This is a genomic window from Blautia sp. HCP3S3_H10_2 (assembly GCF_052122375.1).
Classification (GTDB): domain Bacteria; phylum Bacillota; class Clostridia; order Lachnospirales; family Lachnospiraceae; genus Blautia_A.
This window is the reverse complement of the sequence record NZ_JBQKCL010000002.1, coordinates 200,995-222,303: the sequence shown is the minus strand read 5'-3', so window position 1 is coordinate 222,303 and position 21,309 is coordinate 200,995. Positions and strand designations below refer to the sequence as shown.

Sequence of the window (21,309 nt, the reverse complement as noted above, 5' to 3'; positions counted from 1 at the left end):
GATGAGGAAAATGAAAGAAGTGATAAAGGAAAGGCAGGGACTTTACCGCCAGGAATTTGAACATGATAACTGTGGTATCGGTGCAGTTGTCAATATCAAAGGCAAAAAATCCCATGATACGGTTGCAAACGCATTACGGATCGTAGAGAATCTGGATCACCGTGCCGGAAAAGATGCAGAAGGCAAAACAGGTGATGGCGTTGGTATCCTCCTTCAGATTTCCCACAAGTTTTTCAAAAAAGCCTGTAAAAAAGAGGGCATCGAGATTGGACAGGAAAGAGAATATGGCATCGGCCAGTTCTTTTTCCCACAGCATGAGATCAAACGTGCCCAGGCAAAGAAAATGTTCGAGATTATTGTGGAAAAGGAAGGACTTGAATTCCTTGGCTGGAGAGAGGTTCCGGTAGTTCCGGAGGTTCTTGGACACAAAGCGAGAGAGTGCATGCCATATATTATGCAGGCATTTATCAAAAAGCCAGATGACCTGGAAAAGGGAATCGCATTTGACCGTAAGCTGTACATTGCCCGCCGTGAGTTTGAGCAGAGCAATGACAATACTTACGTATGTTCCATGAGCAGCCGTACCATTGTATACAAAGGTATGTTCCTGGTTGGACAGCTTCGTACATTTTTCTCTGATCTGCAGAGCCCGGACTATGAATCTGCCATTGCGCTGGTTCATTCCCGTTTCAGCACCAATACAAACCCAAGCTGGGAGAGAGCACATCCGAACCGCCTGATCGTACACAATGGTGAGATCAACACCATTCGTGGAAATGCAGATAAGATGCTGGCAAGAGAGGAAAACATGGAGTCCCCGTATCTGGAAGGGGAAATGCAGAAAATCCTTCCTGTTGTAAACCGGAATGGTTCCGACTCCGCTATGCTGGATAACACCCTGGAATTCCTTACCATGAGTGGCATGGATCTTCCTCTTGCCGTAATGATCACCATTCCGGAGCCATGGGCAAACAATGATACCATTTCCCAGGAAAAACGTGATTTCTATCAGTATTATGCCACTATGATGGAGCCGTGGGATGGCCCGGCGTCCATTCTTTTCTCAGATGGAGATGTGATGGGTGCAGTGCTTGACCGTAATGGCCTGCGTCCGTCCAGATATTATGTGACCTCTGACGGATGTATGATCCTTTCCTCTGAGGTAGGTGTCCTGCCTGTACCGGAGGAGAAAATCGTATTAAAAGAGCGTCTTCATCCTGGAAAAATGCTTCTGGTGGATACCGTTCAGGGCAAGATCATCGATGACAACGAATTAAAGGAAATGTACGCAAAGAAACAGCCATATGGTGAGTGGCTGGACAGCAATCTGGTACATTTGAAAGATATTAAGATTCCAAACGAGAGAATGGAAGAATATACAGAAGAGCAGCGTTCCCGTCTGCAGAAGGCTTTCGGATACACCTATGAGCAGTACCGTACCTCCATCCGCAACATGGCATTAAATGGTGCGGAAAGTATCGGTGCAATGGGTGTGGATACCCCTCTTGCAGTATTTTCCAAACAGAACAGACCGTTATTCGACTACTTCAAGCAGCTTTTTGCCCAGGTTACAAACCCGCCAATCGATGCGATCCGTGAGGAAATTGTTACCAGCACAAGCGTTTATGTAGGAAAAGACGGAAACCTTCTGGAGCAGATTCCGGAAAACTGCCAGGTATTAAAGATCAACAACCCGATCCTGACCAATACAGATATGCTGAAGATCAAGGAAATGCATCATGAAGGCTTTAAGGTAGCAGTGGTATCCACACTGTATTATAAGAGTACCAAGCTGGAGCGTGCCATTGACCGCTTGTTCGTAGAGGTTGACAAAGCCTACAGAGATGGTGCCAATATCCTGGTGCTTTCCGACCGTGGAGTAGATGAGAACCATATGCCGATTCCGTCCCTCCTTGCAGTTTCCGCAGTCCATCAGCATCTTGTAAAGACAAAAAAGAGCACTTCCCTTGCCATTATCCTGGAGTCCGGCGAGCCAAGAGAGGTTCACCATTTCGCTACACTTCTTGGCTACGGTGCAAGTGCGGTTAACCCATATCTGGCACTGGAAACCATCCATGAGCTGATCGATACTCATATGCTGGATAAAGATTATTATGCAGCTGTAGATGATTATAACCATGCAGTGATCAGCGGCATTGTAAAGATTGCGTCCAAGATGGGTATTTCCACCATCCAGTCCTATCAGGGCTCCCAGATCTTTGAGGCGATCGGCGTATCCCAGGATGTAATTGACAAATACTTTACAGGAACAGTCAGCCGTGTAGGCGGTATCACCCTGGAGGATATTGAGGACAATGTAGAAAAGCTCCATTCTGAAGCATTTGACCCGTTGGGACTTACCACAGACCTGACACTGGACAGTGTAGGTGCCCACAAGATGAGAAGCCAGGGAGAAGAGCACCGCTACAATCCGGCTACCATCCATCTTCTGCAGCAGTCCACAAGAACCGGCAGCTACGAGATGTTCAAACAGTATACAGACCTTGTAGATAAAGAAAACCACGGCAATCTCCGTGCACTGATGGATTTTAAATATGCAGAAAATCCAGTTCCGATGGAGGAAGTAGAGAGCGTAGATGAAATTGTGAAACACTTTAAGACAGGTGCCATGTCTTACGGCTCCATTTCCCAGGAAGCCCATGAGACTCTGGCCATTGCCATGAATCACCTTCATGGAAAATCCAATACCGGTGAGGGTGGTGAAAGTGACGAAAGACTGGACTCAGCTGGAACAAAGGATGACAGATGTTCTGCCATCAAACAGGTAGCCAGCGGACGTTTCGGTGTTACCAGCCGTTACCTGGTATCTGCAAAAGAGATCCAGATCAAAATGGCACAGGGCGCAAAGCCTGGTGAAGGAGGACATCTTCCGGCGAAGAAGGTTTACCCGTGGGTAGCCAAAACCCGTCACTCCACACCTGGCGTATCCCTAATCTCCCCGCCGCCGCACCACGATATCTATTCCATCGAGGATCTGGCAGAGCTGATCTACGACCTGAAAAATGCAAATAAATATGCGGATATTTCCGTAAAACTGGTTTCTGAGGCTGGTGTTGGTACCGTTGCAGCAGGTGTTGCAAAGGCCGGTGCGCAGGTAATCCTGATCTCCGGATATGACGGTGGTACCGGTGCCGCACCAAGAAGCTCCATCCACAATGCCGGACTTCCATGGGAGCTTGGACTTGCCGAGACACACCAGACCCTTCTTATGAATGGCCTGCGTAACCGTGTACGCATTGAGACAGACGGTAAGCTGATGAGCGGTCGTGACGTTGCGATCGCAGCCCTTCTTGGTGCAGAGGAATTTGGTTTTGCTACAGCTCCTCTTGTAACTATGGGCTGTGTTATGATGAGGGTATGTAATCTGGATACCTGTCCGGTGGGCGTCGCAACCCAGAACCCGGAGCTTCGTAAGAGGTTCAAGGGAAAACCGGAATATGTAGAGAACTTTATGAGATTTATCGCCCAGGAGCTTCGGGAATATATGTCTAAGCTGGGTGTGCGCAGCCTGAAGGAAATGGTAGGACGTACCGACCTTCTGGTAGCTACAGACGCTGTAGATGAGCCGCACAAGGGTAAGGTAGACCTTAGCGCGATCCTGAACAATCCATATGCCAAAGAGGGCAGCAAGGTAACCTTTGATCCGGAAGCGAAATACAATTTCCAGCTGGAGAAAACCCTGGATGAGAAAGTACTGGTGAAGAAATGCAGCCGTGCCATTGCAAATGGGGAAAAGACACAGCTTTCTGTAGAGGTAAAAAATACAGACCGTGCCTTTGGTACTATCCTGGGAGCTGAGATTACCAGAAAGAATAAAAACGGACTGCCAGAGGATACAGTAGAGATCGACTGCATCGGAGCTGGCGGACAGAGCTTTGGAGCATTTATCCCCAAAGGACTTACTTTGAAGCTGACTGGTGACTGCAACGATTACTTTGGCAAAGGTCTTTCCGGTGGTAAGCTGATTCTGAAAACTCCGGAAAATGCAGGCTACAAGGCAGAAGAGAATATCATCGTGGGTAACGTAGCTCTTTATGGTGCCACAAGTGGAACTGCTTTCATCAATGGTATGGCAGGCGAGCGTTTCGCAGTCCGTAACTCCGGTGCCAATGCAGTTGTAGAAGGTGTTGGCGAGCATGGCTGTGAGTATATGACCGGCGGCCGTGTGGTTGTTCTTGGAAGAACTGGTAAGAACTTCGCAGCTGGTATGAGCGGTGGTATCGCTTATGTCCTGGATGTGGACAATGTTCTTTACAAGAACTTAAATAAAGCAATGATTTCTATTGAAAAAGTAGATAACAAATATGATAAAAAAGAACTGAAGGATCTGATCGAGGCACATGTAGCTGCAACAGGCTCCAAGCTTGGAGGGAAGGTTCTGGATCAGTTCGACGAGTATCTGCCTCACTTCAAGAAGCTCATTCCAAATGAGTACAAGAAGATGATCACATTAAGTGCAAAACTTGAGGAAAAAGGTCTGAACAGTGAGCAGGCGCAGATGGAAGCATTCTACGAAAGCATAGGAGTTAAGCATTAAGGAGGCAGAAGATCGTGGGAAAACCGACTGGATTTTTAGAATATAACAGAGAGACGGCAAAGGTTCTGCCGCCAAAAGTGAGAATTGCCAATTTTAAGGAGTTCCGTACACCACTTAACAAAGAGAAACAGAAGCTCCAGGGAGCGCGCTGCATGGCCTGCGGCGTTCCTTTCTGCCAGGCAGGAATGATGATCGGAGGCATGGCTTCCGGATGTCCCCTTCATAATCTGGTACCGGAGACAAATGACCTTGTGTTCACAGGAAACTGGAAGCAGGCATATCTTCGCCTTAGCAAAACACACAGCTTTCCGGAGTTTACCTCCCGTGTGTGCCCGGCTCTTTGTGAAGCAGCCTGTACCTGTAACTTAAATGGAGAGCCTGTTTCCACAAAGGAAAATGAACGTGCCATTATCGAAACTGCTTATGCAGAGGGCTGGGTAGTGCCACAGCCGCCGAAGATCCGTACAGGCAAGACCATTGCAGTAGTTGGAAGCGGTCCATCTGGACTTGCGGCTGCACAGCAGTTAAACAGAAGAGGCCACAATGTAACCGTATTTGAGAGAAGCGACCGGATCGGCGGACTGCTCCGTTATGGCATCCCGAATATGAAGCTTGAGAAATCTGTGATCGACAGAAGACTGAAGCTGATGGAAGCAGAGGGTGTGAAATTTGTCACCAATACAAACGTAGGTGTTGACATTACCGCAGAAGAGCTTCTGAAGAAATTTGACCGTGTGATCTTATGCTGCGGCGCTTCCAATCCAAGAGACATCAAGGTGCCGGGAAGAGATGCCAAGGGAATCTATTTCGCAGTGGATTTCCTGAAAAAGGTTACCAAAACCCTTCTGGACAGCGATTTTACTAAAGCTCCTTATGAAGAAGCAAAAGGAAAACATGTGCTGGTAATCGGTGGTGGTGATACCGGCAATGACTGTGTGGGAACCTCCATCCGTCTTGGCGCCAAATCTGTGACACAGCTGGAGATGATGCCAATGCCGCCAGTAGAACGTGCTGCATCCAATCCATGGCCGGAGTGGCCCAAGGTGTTAAAGACCGACTATGGCCAGGAAGAGGCAATCGCCGTATTTGGACATGATCCCCGTGTTTACCAGACAACGGTGACAGAATTTATCAAAGATAAAAATGGTAACGTATGCCAGGCCAAGATTGTGAAGCTGAAAGGGGAAAAAGACCCGAAATCAGGCCGTATGATGATGGTACCGGTAGAAGGAACCGAAGAGGTGATCCCGGCTGATCTGGTGCTTATCGCAGCGGGCTTTCTGGGAAGCCAGAAATATGTGACCGATGCATTTAAGGTTGCAACCACTGCACGTACCAATGTGGAGACGAAACCGGAGGCTTACGAGACAAGCGTACCGAGAGTTTTCACAGCAGGTGACATGCACAGAGGCCAGTCCCTGGTAGTCTGGGCAATCCGGGAAGGCAGGGAAGCAGCAAAAGCTGTGGATGAATCGTTGATGGGGTATTCTTATCTGTAAAACATGCTGGTACAGCGAATATTAAGTAACCGCCATATTGACTTGTCTGAATTTTTATCTGCGTCAATATAGCAGAAACTTAATTTTCGCTGTACTAGATAGGAAAGAATATGAACTATTCATCAATTAGAAACAAGAAAGAATGACAAGTGTAAATATATCACAAAGAGACAGGATGTACCTGACAGATGGCCAGGATGATCCTGTTTTTTTGTGTTTTTTAAAATTTTTTTCTTTTTTTCCAAAAACCGCGAAATATGTGAAACTTTTGTGATGGTTGGTATGCTAAAATGACCCAAAATGGAAAATAGGTTTACTGTCTGGGTGCCTTAATCTGCCCTGACGGAAGAATTCAAAATAGAGGTTGATGAAATGAAAAATACGTTAAGAAAAAGAATCATGAGTGGTCTTCTAGCGGGAGTTTTGTTCTTATCCAATACCAATGTCACAGCCGGGGCCGAGGATATGGGATTTATTTCCGGGGATAGCTGGGAAAGCCAGGAGGCGGAAGAAGGAAATGTAACTGGGGAAGAAGATTTTTCTTCAGGAGAAACTGGAAAAATAACGGAAGATGCGAACGGACAGGAAAATGATGATGAACAGGAGTCTGGAGAGTTGGATTCTGATCAGGCGGCAGATTCCATGGAAGGAGGACAGGCATCCCAGGAAGTGTCTGCTACAGTGACACCAGAAGAGGGATTCTCAGCTGGAGAGGGAGATGCTGAAGGTCCCATGGTGCTGGATGAAGAAGGAGATACTCCGGAGAGTAATGTGGCTTCCGGATATTTCCGGGTAACTGGAAGTATTGCTTATGATGAAACGTTAGATGGAACAGACTGGAAATCCCTGGTGCGGCCATCTGAATTTGAGCAGCCGATTACCGTGACTCTGACGTATAAGGATAGTGATGGTAATTCCCATGATATTGATTATAATGCACAGAGTGATTTGTCTAAAAATGATTTTTACCTGAAATTTGTCCATGATGGAGATGGCGGTGGTGATTTCACGATTGAGAATGTGCCAAAAAATGTGACAGTAGATGGTGTATCATATAATGTTACATTTTATTCGGTCAATGTAAAGCCAAACCTTCCATATTATGAGAGTGGCACTCCGATTTCTGGTGCTATTACGGATTCTACTACAGCAGGAGCAGGAACCCTGTATCTTAAACTGAAATCACAGACATTAACCTTGAATCCAACCGTTACGCCAGAGGGAACGGATAATCCCAGCTTTAATATGAAGGTTTCCTATCACAATCAATATTTGACGGATGGAGATAGAAAACTTGAATTATCTTATAACCCTGTAACGGGAAATCTTACAACAGTTTATGTTCCGATTGGTATTAAATATGAAGTTACCCAGGAGAAAAAAGAGGGGTATCGTTTAGATGCAAAGTACAGCACTGTTAAAACTGAAAATGGAAAGCAAAGTGATCCAATGGAATCGTCAGGTGGTGCGGAGGGAATCATAGAGGCCGGAACTGATGTCAAAGTTACTACCGTCAATTATGCACAGAATGTTTCTGTAGATTTTGATGTAAAATGGATTGACAACAATAATGTGAACCGGCCAACGCTGACCCGGGATAATTTTGTTTTAAAGGTTAAGACGGATACTGGTGAATGGACGGAAGTGACCAGTGAGAACTATTCATCTTTGCTGAATATAGAGAAAGAACCTGGCTGGGTGCAGTCTACGACAGAACCTGGGAAATATTCCTTTACAGGACTTCCGGCGGTAGATGCCAATGGAAAAAACCTCAGTTATCAGGTGGAGATAAAAGATATTGAAAACGAAAATTATCTTGCGGTCAGCAGTGACGATGAGACTACGGGAAAGCGTACGTTCACTCTGGAAGAACAGACGGACTTTTCGGCAACAATCGTATGGAATGACAGTGCTGATGGTGATAAAAGACCCAAGGATGGAATTGATAGTCTGAAGCTGTATCGTAAAACTGGAAATGGAAATTATGAACCGGTATACGATGAACTGCCAGAGGGTGCGGTTACGATGGGAGCCGGTGGGACATGGTCTGTGAAACTGTCAGGTATTCCAAGATATGACGAAAATAACCAGGAATATGATTATGTACTGGTGCAGGGATCCATTACAAATGAAAACGGAAAAGATGTGGTGAATCAGAACTCGGTGGACAATTATAAAACTTACTATAATAACGGAACCGGAAGCTTTGGAAATGATACCGCATTGTGTCACAATAATGGAACAATCACAGAGGTGCTTTATGAAGAGGTAGATTTCTCTGCGAACAAAGTATGGAAAGATCCAGATGGTGCTAAACATAACAATACCAGACCAGATGCGACGGTTAAGCTCTGGCGTTATATAAAGTCGGAAGCAAAGGATATTGACGAAGCTTATTCCAAAGGCGTTGCAGCTCAGGTGGTATTCCAGACGAAAACAGCAGATGGCACTGTAAAAGAAAATATTGTTTCCTATAATATTAGTAAGGAAACAGATTCAGCAATCAGTTTTACAAATAAGACCGTTCCCAGTATGCCGGAAGGGTATCAATTCCCTGCATATGATGATCAGGGCCGGCAATTTGTTTATTTTGTACGTGAAACACTTTCCGGAACAAATGAAGAAGAATATGATATCCAGTATACAGCGCAAGGTTCTGATGGAAATACAGTGACATACAAAAATGGTGCGCCGATAAATGGCACAATATCCAATGTACGCCGTAAAAAAGAAGCAGTTGCCATTACAAAGCTGTGGCAGAACAGATCCGGGCTGACAGAGATTGATGGTGCATCTGTAACCTTGAAAATTCGAGCCAGTGCAGATGGTGGAAAAACATATGATGATCTGATCGTCTATTCAGACAAAAATGGTTCTTATGATGTACTGACTGAAGGCGAACAGAAACAGGCACAGACGATTACTGGCTTCACAGCGGGTATGCCAGAACAGGAAATCATTTATTATGTGAATACCTGTAATAGTGAAGGTGCGCCCTATGATATGACGACAGCGAAGCTGATTGAAACTGTGAAAATAGGGAATAATATTTGTAATGTAGTTTATGATGCAAATGGCGACGGCACACTGGAGTTAAATGGAAAGAAGTACATTGTAAAAACTTCCTATGAGGGCGAAGCTATACGTGGCGATAATATGCAGCAGTACCGTTATAAACAGACCAATACCATTTCTGAACCGAGGGATTATACGCTGATTAAAGCGTGGGATAATAGCATTACAGACGAAGCTATGAAGGATATTATTTCGGTAAAATTCAAATTGGAACGTCGGACAACAAAGGATAAAACAGATGGGACGGAAGCTGCTTATGTAGAGGTTCCAAATGGAAATTCCAATCTTTGGACGGTGAACCGACCGGCTTCAAGTGGAACCACGAGTACGACTGAGCGTACCTGGACAAGTACAATTTCAGATCTTCCCAGATATGATGATGAAGGATATGAGTATTACTATCGGGCTACAGAAGTTAGTTTTGTAAAAGAAGATGGCACAATACTTACGGTTGAACAGGCGAGGGAAAATTCAAAATGGTATGGCAGCTATTACCGTACCGTTGATCAGACAAAAGTTACCAATTATGTTTCTGGAAAAGGCAGTAGATTTTTCACTGTGAGCAAAATCTGGCAGGATAATGGTGATCTTTCCAATCGTAAAGAAGTAACAATCCGGGTATATAAAAAATCAGATTTGAAAAAAGAATTACAAACGAAATTAGGTCAGACAAATGAAGGAGGGAACACAGAGAATCAAGAAGATACAGATGATTCAGAAGACACAGACGGTCCGGAAGATATAGGCACTTCGGAAGACAGTGTAGATTTGACAGATATCGTAGATTTTTCAAAACTGAATTCCAAATATCTTGAAGCAAAAATCAGCACTTCTAATCAAAATACTACTTATATTTATTATAAGGATTTGGAAAGGGCAATCGAGGGAAAAGAGTGGGCGAATGTTTCTGAGGATACCTGGGCTAATTATGTTGTGCTGGAGTATTGTGTAGGAAATCCAGATACAGATGGGGCCTTACCAGCACAATACAGCTATAGCCAGCTGATGGATGCTGTAAACAGCTCTACAACCTATAATCTTTCTGGAACTGTAGAAAATACTACAAGGAAATACAACACCCGTCTTTCTTTTGACGATAACAATGGAAGTGTTGCGTTTCTTACAAATACCCGTACAGGAATTGCGAATATTGATGCAGTTAAAACTTGGAAAGATAATAATAACTCCAGCGATACCCGTCCAGAATCTGTCAAATTCCAGTTATATCAGGATGGAAGTGCTTATATGAGTGTTCCAGATGGAGTAAGTGTGGAAATTGTAACAGATGTGAAAGCAGATGAGAACCAGGATAAAAAGGAAGAAGAAAATCAAAGCGGAAATAACGAAGCAGAAATAGAAAATACATGGAAGGCAGAGTTAGATCATGCTACAGGCATTATTACAATAACTGCCAATGAGCACGATAATTCCTCGAAATGGCATTTTGCCATAAAGGGATTGCTGCGCTTTTCTTCAACGGGCATTCCACACACCTATAATCTGGAAGAAGTAGCACTCACAAATCCAGGCACAGATGAAGATGGTGCAGGTAACACAGAAACAACCTATACATATATTCAGAAAAAGACTGCTACAAGCATTACAGACGATAATAAGACACAGAGTTACACCTTTGCTTTTGAAAATACAGTAACAGGAACTGTGAGCCATGTGGCCTATAAGTATTGGAATGATGCAGGCGTAGGAGCTTCCAATCGTCCGGATCTCTACCTGAATCTGTATCAGTATTTGAAGAAAGATCAGCAGAAAAATAAAAATACATCTTTGAAAGACCTGCCCTCCTATAAACTTTACAAAGATTATAAAGATCAGATCTGGACAACAAAGCCGGAAAATCCAGATTCCAGTGAACCGGAAAAAGGATATAACTGGAAAATTACGATTGAAGGGCTTCCACAGTTTGATGAAAATGGAAATGAATATGGTTATGTATTTACCGAAACCATGAATAATGGTGGTAAAACAGTACTTGGTAATTATGTTCCTACGTCTGAAACGAAGTCTGGTCAACAAAGAAAACAAAGCTACGAAGTGTTTACTAATACGATCACCGATTACATGACCATTACTGGTAAGAAAACATGGACCGGATTGTCTGGATATCAGACTGGTGAGAACGAACTTCCGGATCCGGTGATTACTCTTTATCGTACTACAGATTCTTTGATAACAGAAATTCAGAGTAAAACAGATGATGAAGTAAACACATTAATTAAGGCAGGTAAGCTTACAAAAGTAGATACCACCCATTTAACAGGAAGCAAAGCGGAAAGCAACGATAAAACACGCTATCAGTTTCCAGATGCCGAGGTAACAGAGGGTGAAATAAATGCTGGTTTCATCTATATGGTGGATGGAAAACCAATGCTTCCCAAATTTGATTCAGACGGGAAACGTTATACCTATCTGGTAAGGGAGAGCATCACAGATACGATTTCCAGCCAGCTGTATATTCAGGTAAATACCAACGGAACCCTTTCCAATGTTTTCCGTAGTGATGTGAACCGGCGAAATATTACAGTTACGAAGACATGGGAGAGCAGAAATAACCTTAAAGACGGTGAGAATAAATATCCGTCAGTAACCTACACTCTGTATCGGTATGAACCAGCAGGACTGGATGAAAAGGGAAAAATTGTAGAGAAGCAGCTGACTAAGATTGAAACACATACCATCAATCCAGGTGAATTTACAGGCCCAAATGGAGAAGCAAGTTATACCTTCCAGAATCTTCTGGTTTATTCGCCAACTGGTGTGCAGTATTGCTATTATATAGTAGAAAATTCAATTAATGGTTATAGCATTACCTATACAGATGAACCTGGGGTTGAAGATGGCACACTTGTAGGGGGGAAAATCAGAACAGGTCAGACCGCAGATGGACAGGTTGGAGAAATCACAATTACTGAGGAAATTCTTAATTCCTTAAAATACAACAATCGGATTGACATCATCAGCCTGCCGGAAAATTGGAATAAAAAAGATGCAGAGAATACGGTTTCCGTAGGTACGACAAATACTTATGATCAGAGAGGAACAGTGAAGCTGTCTGGTGAGAAAAAATGGAACGATTATGATGATGAGGAGGGATTGCGACCACCTAACATTACAGTTACGTTGACACGCCGCACAAATAATGAGACAGGGCAGAATAATAAAGTTGATAGTACAGCTGTTACACTTAAGGAAAGAACGAGTGAAGATACATATGTAACAACTCCTTATATTGTTTGGGATAAAGGAACGGATTCAAAGACATCTGATAAGTGGAGTTATACAATTTACAATCTGGAGCGTTACGCACCAAATGGCATGCCTTATATTTACACGCTGGCTGAAGAAGCGGTAAATGGCTATAAAAAGCCAGATGCGATTAGCAAGCAGGCAGATTCTAATACGGTCAATATGGATCCGATGACCAATGGCTTCGCAGGTTCCTACTATGTGCGCAAAAACTGGATGGATGGAAATAATAAATACAATCTTCGTCCCGGAACCATAACCATTCAGCTTCAACGCTCGACAGATAACGGTAATACATGGAAAGATTATAGAGATCCTGTTACATTGGATAAAACGAAAGTAATCAAAAACACCAAGAATAATTCCTGGGAATACCAGTTTACGAATCTTCCTGTAATTGATAAAAATAACAATCCATATACTTACCGCTGCGTGGAAACTCAGATCGGCGGAGTTGCAGTGAAGGAAATAACTGAGAGTGATGGTACAAAGAAGCTTACAGCTGGTGCATATGAATGCAGGTACACAACACAAAATAAGGAGAGAACCGTAATCGAGAATACACTGGACTCTACGTCACTTGTTGTAACGAAAAAATGGAAAGGAGATCAGAATAACCTGTATCAGTCCCGTCCAGAGCAACTGACCTTTGTCCTTCAGAAACGAGGAGTTACAGTTAAAAATGAAACCGGAGGAAATGAAACCGGAGGAAATGAAACCGGAGGAAATGAAACCGGAGGAAATGAAACCGGAGGAAGTGAAACCGGAGGAAGCGAAAGCAGTGAAACCGGAAACGCGGAAGATGAAGTAACCGGAAACGAACCAGATTCACCTGGGTCAACGCCGTCAGAAGAAGATGTGCTAAGTGACTGGAACGATGTATTGGACGAAAATGGGAAACCATATACCTTTACCATATCTGCCGCAGATAACTGGACGAAGAAACTGGAGGATCTTCCTACTGCGGAAGTCTATGTAGGGGAAAATGGACAGAACTATACGGTGTACTCCCTTTATTTCCGGGCTGTTGAAGTACATACGGATGACCAGATAGATAGTAGTACTGGGAAAACGAATTATGGTTCTGGTTCCATCGCTGCAGGAGCACAAAACTATAAAGATGTAACGAAATATGCAACACTTGATAACAATCCAAACCATAAATATGATGAGCAAGCCGGTTGTAACGAGAGTATAATTACCAACCAGCTGATTCTGGATAATCCACCGAAATCCATTAGCGTGACCAAACAATGGTACCGGACGGATGGTGACTCCATGACGGCTACATTTGAGCTTCTGTATAAAACAACGGATGAAAATGAATGGCACAGTTATGGAGAACAAAAGCTTCAGTCTGTATCTTCAACAAAATATGGACCTTCAGCTGTGATTACCTGGACGGATCTCCCCAAGTATGACCGGGACGGAAACGAGCTTGAATATAAGGTAATCGAGCAGCCCGTGTCTGGTTACAAAACTAATATTAGCACAAATAATGCGGAAAATGGAGAAAATGCAAATTCCGCAGGAAAATCGACACAATCCGCAGATTATCCTACGAATTATACGTTTACGAACATTGAATTGCAGGATTACACGGTCCAGAAAATCTGGCAGAATACGGATTATGCGGAGAAAACAGCAACCGGCGAATATACAGCTACTTTTCAGCTGCAGCAAAAAATAGAAGGGACTACGGATAGCGGAAAAGATGAGTGGACAGAGGTAAAGGCATCTGATGTGGGCCTTTCCAGTGAGAAGTTTACTGCCAATGTTACATTAAGTTCCAAGTCTGCAAATGACAAGCTCCAAAGCTATACTTGGACAAACCTTCCGAAATATACAGATGATGGAAAGGCGATTACCTATCGTGCTCTGGAAACGAAGATTAATGGAATAAACGTAGTAAATGACAGCAATGGAGCTTATAACGTTTCCTACCAGTATGAGAGTAAACAAATGAACCAGTCTGGGGAAGGGAACGAAACAAACGCTGAAGACCAAACAGATTCTGTAATAAATCTGACCCCATCCTTTGGTAATATTAAGACCATTGCAACGAACCGCATGATTTATGGATTCGTGAATCTAAGTAAAACAGCAGCCTATTTGGCACCGGGAGTAACTGAAGACGGAAAACTTCAGGGAATAAAATTTGACATTTACACAGTTGATTCAAGCACAACAGAAGGAGAAGCGCTGTATGTTTCTGATGTTGAAACGGATTCAAATGGAAATTTGATTAATTCCAATGGGAAATACGGAGGTGATACGCAGCAGCAAAAATATTTGATTTCTGGAACATATCTGTTAAAGGAGAAAGCTGCTGGTTCTGACTTTAGTGTGTGGAGTAAAGGAATAACCTTTACTGTAGGAAATGGTAATACAAATGATAAGGGTGAGCTGCTTGATACTGGAGAACATGGAACTGCATGGATTAGCACGACTACAACTAGCCAGAGCGATAGTTCTGATTCTAATCTGAGTACTCGCTTGCAGTTGAAAACCAATTACAAAGCATCAACAACGGAATCAACGCATTACTTTAATGATAAATGCAAAGAGCAGAGTGAGGATAGTATCGCAGTAAACCTGGAAAGCCGCGGTGTACTCAGCTTTACCAAAACCGGACCAGAAAAATCTGAATCAGGAAATAAGACTTATACTTCATTGGATACTCATAATGGTGCCACGGGAGAGAGCAGTGCTTATTTCGGAGTTTATCTGGAAGCAGATTGTAACACACAGGTCGCAGGTATGGTGCCAAAGGCAAACGTAGTCAATGGTTCTACCGATAAGACAACTATGGTGCTTACAAATTTGAAGCCAGATGGAACAGAAATTGCTGAATCGAAAAATGTTAACGGCATTCCGTATCTTCGCGCATACAAAGCAACCAGCGGAAATACTGGTTACGACAATTATCCATTCACTCTTTTATCCGGAACCTATTACATAAAAGAGCTGGTAGCTCCAGCAGGCTATAAGCTTGATACAAAGGTACGAAAAGCGGTTATCAGTAAAATCGAAAGTACCGCAATGGATATTGACCTGTCAGAGGTTTATCCAAGTAATAAAGCAGTAATTTCTGCAATGTCATCTGAAGATGGAAATGCAGAAACAGGAACTGGAATAACAGAGTATCAGTGGAGCAACACACCAAATGTTGTAAAAATCTATAAAATGGATCAGTTCGGAAGACAGGTTCCGTTAAAGAAAAATGGTTATCTGGAACTGAAAGTGGAAGGAGATGGAAATACTTTCCCAGCTGGCGACAAAACGTCAGGAGACGGTTCAACCAGCGGAGGTACAGCTGGTGGCGATGCGGCCAGCGGAGCGACAGCTGGTGAAGATACCATTAGGCTGTATCAGAATCCTGAATGCCCGGCTACCATGAAAGATGGAAAAACAAAGCTAGACTATGTATCTTATGATACCGAGTCAGGAGCTTGGACGATTACCGGTCTTTTGGATATTAATAAAACGTATGTATTGTCTGAGCCGGAAAATTGTGTTCATGACAATTACATTCTTGCGAAACCGATTCGTTTTCAGGTAAATGCAGATGGAACGATAAAGCTTGTTGCGCAGGGAAGTAATGGAAACAGTGAAGCGGACAATAATGGCAATAATACAGGAACTGAATCTACAGCAGATACAGTTCAGAAAAATGATCCGTTGACTGCAAATGGTAATGAGGCAGATGGTGCCTATAAAAATGCCTGTAAGCCAGATGCAAATGAGAATATTCTGGTATTGCGTGACCCTTGCCGTTACTTGAAAACACTTTCTCTGACGAAAAAAGATTCAGAAACGAATAAGCCAATTGCAAATATTTCTTTCCAGCTTTTCAAATATGATGGAAAAGGCTCCAATAGAGAACTTATAAACAACAGACCAGTTCTCATGAAAGGTGGAAAAACAGATGACGTTTATCTGACGACAGGTGCAGATGGAAAAATAGACCTTGCAAATCTGGATGGCAGTATTATGAACAAAATCACAGGCTGCGCCCTGAAATACGGTCTGGATGTTGGTAAATATTATTGGAAAGAGGTAGAACGAGGAGCATCAGACGGCTATCGCCTGGCAGCAGATATTTTCTTTGAAATTAAACCTAATACACCGACTACATCGGAAGGTGCAACGGTTGGTTATGAGGATTATGCGAAGATAACCTATGAGGTATCAGGCCGCACAGATGTAGAAGTGGCTAATGCAAGTGGAGACACCGGAGGTACTGACTCTGATACTGGAAGTGCAGGCAGCATAGATGCGAAAGATATAATTGTAAAAAATACTCCTGTGACAAAGGTGCCAAAGACGTTAGGGCTCGTTAAGGTGGACAGTAAAGATAATAGTAAGCTTGCAGGAGCAAAATTTACCCTAACCTATAAGTCTATAAATCATGGACAGGCTGGTTCAGCAACTGGTACAGACGCAGAAACGATTGTTCAAAATTGTATCACTGGTTCTGATGGTGTTCTTTACCTGGTTGATGAGAAAACTGGAGAACTTCCTGCTGATACTCAGGAAAGGAAGAAACCGGACATTTCTCGAAAGGGTAGCTACATCTTAAAAGAAACACAAGCACCAGAAGGTTATATGACCAGAACCAAAGATGGTATTTCAAACGTAGTAACGATGGTAACTTTTGCTGTGAACTCAGAAAATGAGATTATAGATATCCATTATTACAATGGTGCAGGAGAACGTGTAACAAATCCAGCTCCTGTGGTGTCAGCTGATAGCACAGGAGAACACATTGCCCTAAACCTTACCGTCAAGAATGAAAAAACAAAGGTTTCCATTGCAAAACGCAATGACATTAAGAGTAGTGGAAGTGATACTGATGCTGGCACCAAGACTTGCAACCAGAAAGATTTAAGCGGAGAACTTCTTACCGGTTCAACCCTGGAAATTTATGAAGGAACTGACGTAAGCAATGCAGATAATAAAAAAGCAGTGCTTGGAAAGAACCAAAGTGAATGGAATTGGATATCTCCTGCTGGAGCAGATGACTCTGGCAATACTGGTGATTCAGGTAATTCAGATGGTTCTGGTTCCAGTGGAACAGACGATTCCAGTAGTACAGATAGTATCAGTTCTGGTGGAAACGGCGATTCAACTGACGGTGATACTTCCAGTGGAAGCCTCACAGCCAGCGCAGTAATCGAGGAAGGGTGCTTAAAGGAGAATACCATTTACACCCTGCATGAAAGCCAGGCACCAGTAGGCTATCTGGCAGCAGACGATATTTACTTTATGTTATCCGGAACAACTACAAAAGAAATTCCCGGAACATCTACGGTTGTTTCCCAATTGTATGTATGGACAGGAACGAACAAACCGACTGAACAGGACATCAATTTGAATAGCGGTAATTGGAAAATCACAGATAGCACAAGTGCAGTTCCTACGAATTTGAATAACAATGTCCTGACAATGGTAGATGAAGCAATCATCGCTCCTGTAGATATGCGAAAAGTTGTGGGAACGAGTGACAAATTTGAAATTTTACCTGGGGCGAAGTTTGAAGTAAAGCTCGGAAAAACCGGAATAGCAGGAGAAACGGGTGAAAATACAGGAACTGTTCTCGGTACTGCAATATCATCTGCGGAAGGTTATCTGGTATGGGACTCCATTACGCAAGCTGGATACGATTCAAAATTGATTTTCAATGCAGATGGAAAACGTGTTGCCCAATCTGACGAGAACCCTGATGCCTCTGTAATTGGAAAGACGATTATCCTTCAGCAGAATGCCAGCGGTTATACATTCACAGAAACCGATGCACCAGATAACGCTTATAACGAAGGCAAAAGCTTTACTGTGAACATTACGGCAGAGAATTACAAAGAATACCGTAATGGAAACACAACGACACAGGATGCTTCTAAGGTAACGTATGATACGACCGCCTATGTGAATATTTTGGAGGCAAATCAGGCAAAAGATACAGATGGAAAAAATACTTATACAGTAGCAACGCTTTCCCACAGAACGACAGAAACGGACAAAGCTACGGCTTCTGACCTTGTCAATCCAGCATTTGAGGCACATTTCCAGCTTTATAAATATGATGCTGAAAATAGTGAAATAGCTGCAACGCATGATAATTATGACAAGATTGGAATGCAAGGTGTTACGTTTACTCTGTCAAAGAAGCAAACAGATGGTTCATATCGTAAAGTAGATGATTACACAACTGGTGAAAATGGTTTGCTGTCAATTGATATTGCGCAAAAAGGTACTTATCAGTTGCAGGAAACACAAACACTGACTGGCTATCTGCTAAATGACAAGGTTATGGAATTTACCATCACAAATGACGATTATAAAAAGACACTGACCTACGAGGAGCCTACTACAGATGAGGGGACAAGTACCAGCACACAAAACTGTCATACAAAGGTGGTAAAATATGCAGATGGTAATGAGATAAAAAATGCTATTACTTATGATCTTCCAAACTACCGAAAACATGGAACGATAACGCTTACGAAAACGGATTCGGATTTCAGGGAGAAACTGAATGGAGTTAAATACAAACTGACGAGAACTTCACCTATTGTAAATGCGGTTGTGGATAAATATTTCCCGTCATCAACGGTAAAGGAACTTATTGTAGAGACAGGAAAAACTTATTCCAATATAGCAGGAGCAACACAAGAAAAAGAAATCACTATTACGAAAGGTAATGATGGTGTCCTTACGCTTTCTGATCTTCAGTGGGGAACTTACACATTAACAGAAGTGACAGAATTGCCGGGATATAAGCTGGAATTAGACCAAAATAATAACGTGATAAACACTCATACATTTACCATTGGTGGAACAAATTATGCAGATGGCGCTAGTTTAACGTTTGATTTTTCAGATACCAACACTAAAAACAGTGTAGTCTTTTATAAAACCAATCAGGTAGACACAGAAGCAGGTGTTAAAGAAGCGGATATCAAAGGTCTTGAAGGTGCTGTATTCGAGGTACATGAAGGCGAATCCTGTACAAATGATTCGTCAGGACATAACAATTGTACAAAAGTAGAATTTTTTACTTCTGCGAAGGACATGAGTAATGGCAAAAAGGTATCAACTGTAACGACAGGAGCAGACGGTAAAGTAACAATATACGGGCTGCCGACCAATACAGGAGATTCAACAGATCCAGCCAATCCAACTGCTGCTAAAACTTACCACCTGGTAGAGGTAACAGCCCCGAAAGGCTACAAGCTACAGTCGAATCCTGTGGCGTTCACCATTGACCGCCAGGGAAAAGTACAGATTCAAAAGATGGATGCAAGTGGAAATCCAGTAACAGATGCAAATGGAAAGCTAGAATATGAAGATGCCCCATTAGATTCAAAAACGCAGATCGGGCAGGAGACACCAACGATTCAGATTGGCCGCGTTACCATGACCGACGAGCTGATTAAGCTTTATATCAAAAAAGTTGGGGAAAATGGAAGTACACCACTTAAAGGTGCGGTATTTGAACTTAAGGATACCTGTAATGACCAGTCTGGTATTTCGAATTGTGATCACAAGCTGGCAAATGGAGCTGATAGTGAGAGCATTGAAATTACAGCAGATGATGGAACAATCCTGATTCAAATCGAGCGCGTAATCGGTGGACACACCTACACCCTAACGGAAACGAAAGCACCAGATGGATATGAGAGTACAGCAGTAGTTACCTTCAATGTGAAAACAGATGGAACGATTGATGAGAATAGCTTAAAAACCAGTGGTGGATATACCGAAAGCACCGATGAAGGTACGACAACTTCGTGTGCGTCTCTTGATAACAATCGTACAACAGTAAGCATTAAGGATGAATTAATCCGTATGAGTCTTACGAAAGTGGATTATGAAAATGCTGAAACGAAGCTTGGAGGCGTAATCTTTACCCTGACTCCATATGGAAAGGTCAGTGATGGAAAGACAGACAGTTCTTTTAGGGCATATCCGACTGAAAGTGTACCAGAAGGTCTTAAGTATGATGATGTGAAAAAGACATATGTATACACAGCAACTACAAAAGCTGACGGAACGATTACGTTCCCTGACGGTCTGCTAAAGCATGATAATTCCTATCTGTTACAAGAAACCGCTACAATCAACGGCTACTACCTGGGAAAGGAAGCCAAAGCAGGTGTAATTTTAAAAGTCGGAAAAGATGGAAACATTACCATTTCCAGGTTAGATGATTATAAAGATAAGAAAATCACCATAACCTCTGGATCTGATACAACCACTGTAAGTTCCTGCCCGGTAACCGTAACAGCCGGCGATGGAAAGGGCTGTGAGCTTCTTTCCCGTAACATGAAAGCCGCCTCCTTTGACCTGACGAAAAAGGTAGAAGGAAATATGGGTGACTTAAACGGAACCTTCCAGATTAATATGAAGGTATATGAGCCAGATGGCACTGAAATTGGAGAAAGAACCATTAACCTGAAAATGAATGAGAAATACGATTCAGAAAAAGGTCTTACAAGTGCTTCTGCTACAGGAGATGACAAGCAGGCATTTGGAGTAGGTGCAATCCCGGTAGGGGCCACTCTTGTGATCAGCGAGGACAATGACCTTGATTATACCGCAGTGGTAACAATCAAAGGTGCAGATGGCAAAGATACTGTGATTTCACATGAGTCCAATAACAAGGGTGTGGTAAGAGTACCATTAAATACCTCAGGTACCAACAACAAAATTTCCATAGAACTGACCAACAAGAAAGAGGTCACAATTGATGTAGGTGTCGATACCCAAAATCAGGCACCATTTGCAGTACTTTCGTTGATAATTCCAGCTATCTGGCTGGCTTATCGATACAGAAGAAAACGCAAGGGAGGTGAGATTGGCTAATGCTAGAATTACGATTTCACTTTCCATGCGCGAAAAGAGGGGAGG

3 protein-coding genes are annotated in these 21,309 nt (G+C 43.0%); all 3 read left to right on the top strand.

Features of this window, described 5'->3' with window-relative positions:
• Window positions 1-10 precede the first annotated feature (10 nt).
• Window positions 11-4,558, top strand: coding sequence for a glutamate synthase large subunit (gene gltB / locus ACTQWB_RS02950; RefSeq protein WP_441500280.1), 4,548 nt, complete (start codon window positions 11-13; stop codon window positions 4,556-4,558).
• 14 nt (window positions 4,559-4,572) lie between these two features.
• Window positions 4,573-6,057 carry a glutamate synthase subunit beta gene (locus ACTQWB_RS02945; RefSeq protein ID WP_441500279.1) on the top strand — a complete coding sequence of 495 codons (1,485 nt, stop codon included), beginning with the start codon at window positions 4,573-4,575 and terminating at the stop codon, window positions 6,055-6,057.
• A 372-nt stretch (window positions 6,058-6,429) separates the two neighbouring features.
• Complete coding sequence (locus ACTQWB_RS02940; protein WP_441500278.1) at window positions 6,430-21,264, top strand: SpaA isopeptide-forming pilin-related protein; 14,835 nt, start codon at window positions 6,430-6,432, stop codon at window positions 21,262-21,264.
• Window positions 21,265-21,309: the final 45 nt, after the last annotated feature.

What these genes read in the sequence shown, in the direction of transcription:
- gltB (WP_441500280.1), top strand. Translation starts at nt 11, where the DNA reads ATGAAAGAAGTGATAAAGGAAAGGCAGGGACTTTACCGCCAGGAATTT.
- ACTQWB_RS02940 (WP_441500278.1), top strand. Translation starts at nt 6,430, where the DNA reads ATGAAAAATACGTTAAGAAAAAGAATCATGAGTGGTCTTCTAGCGGGA.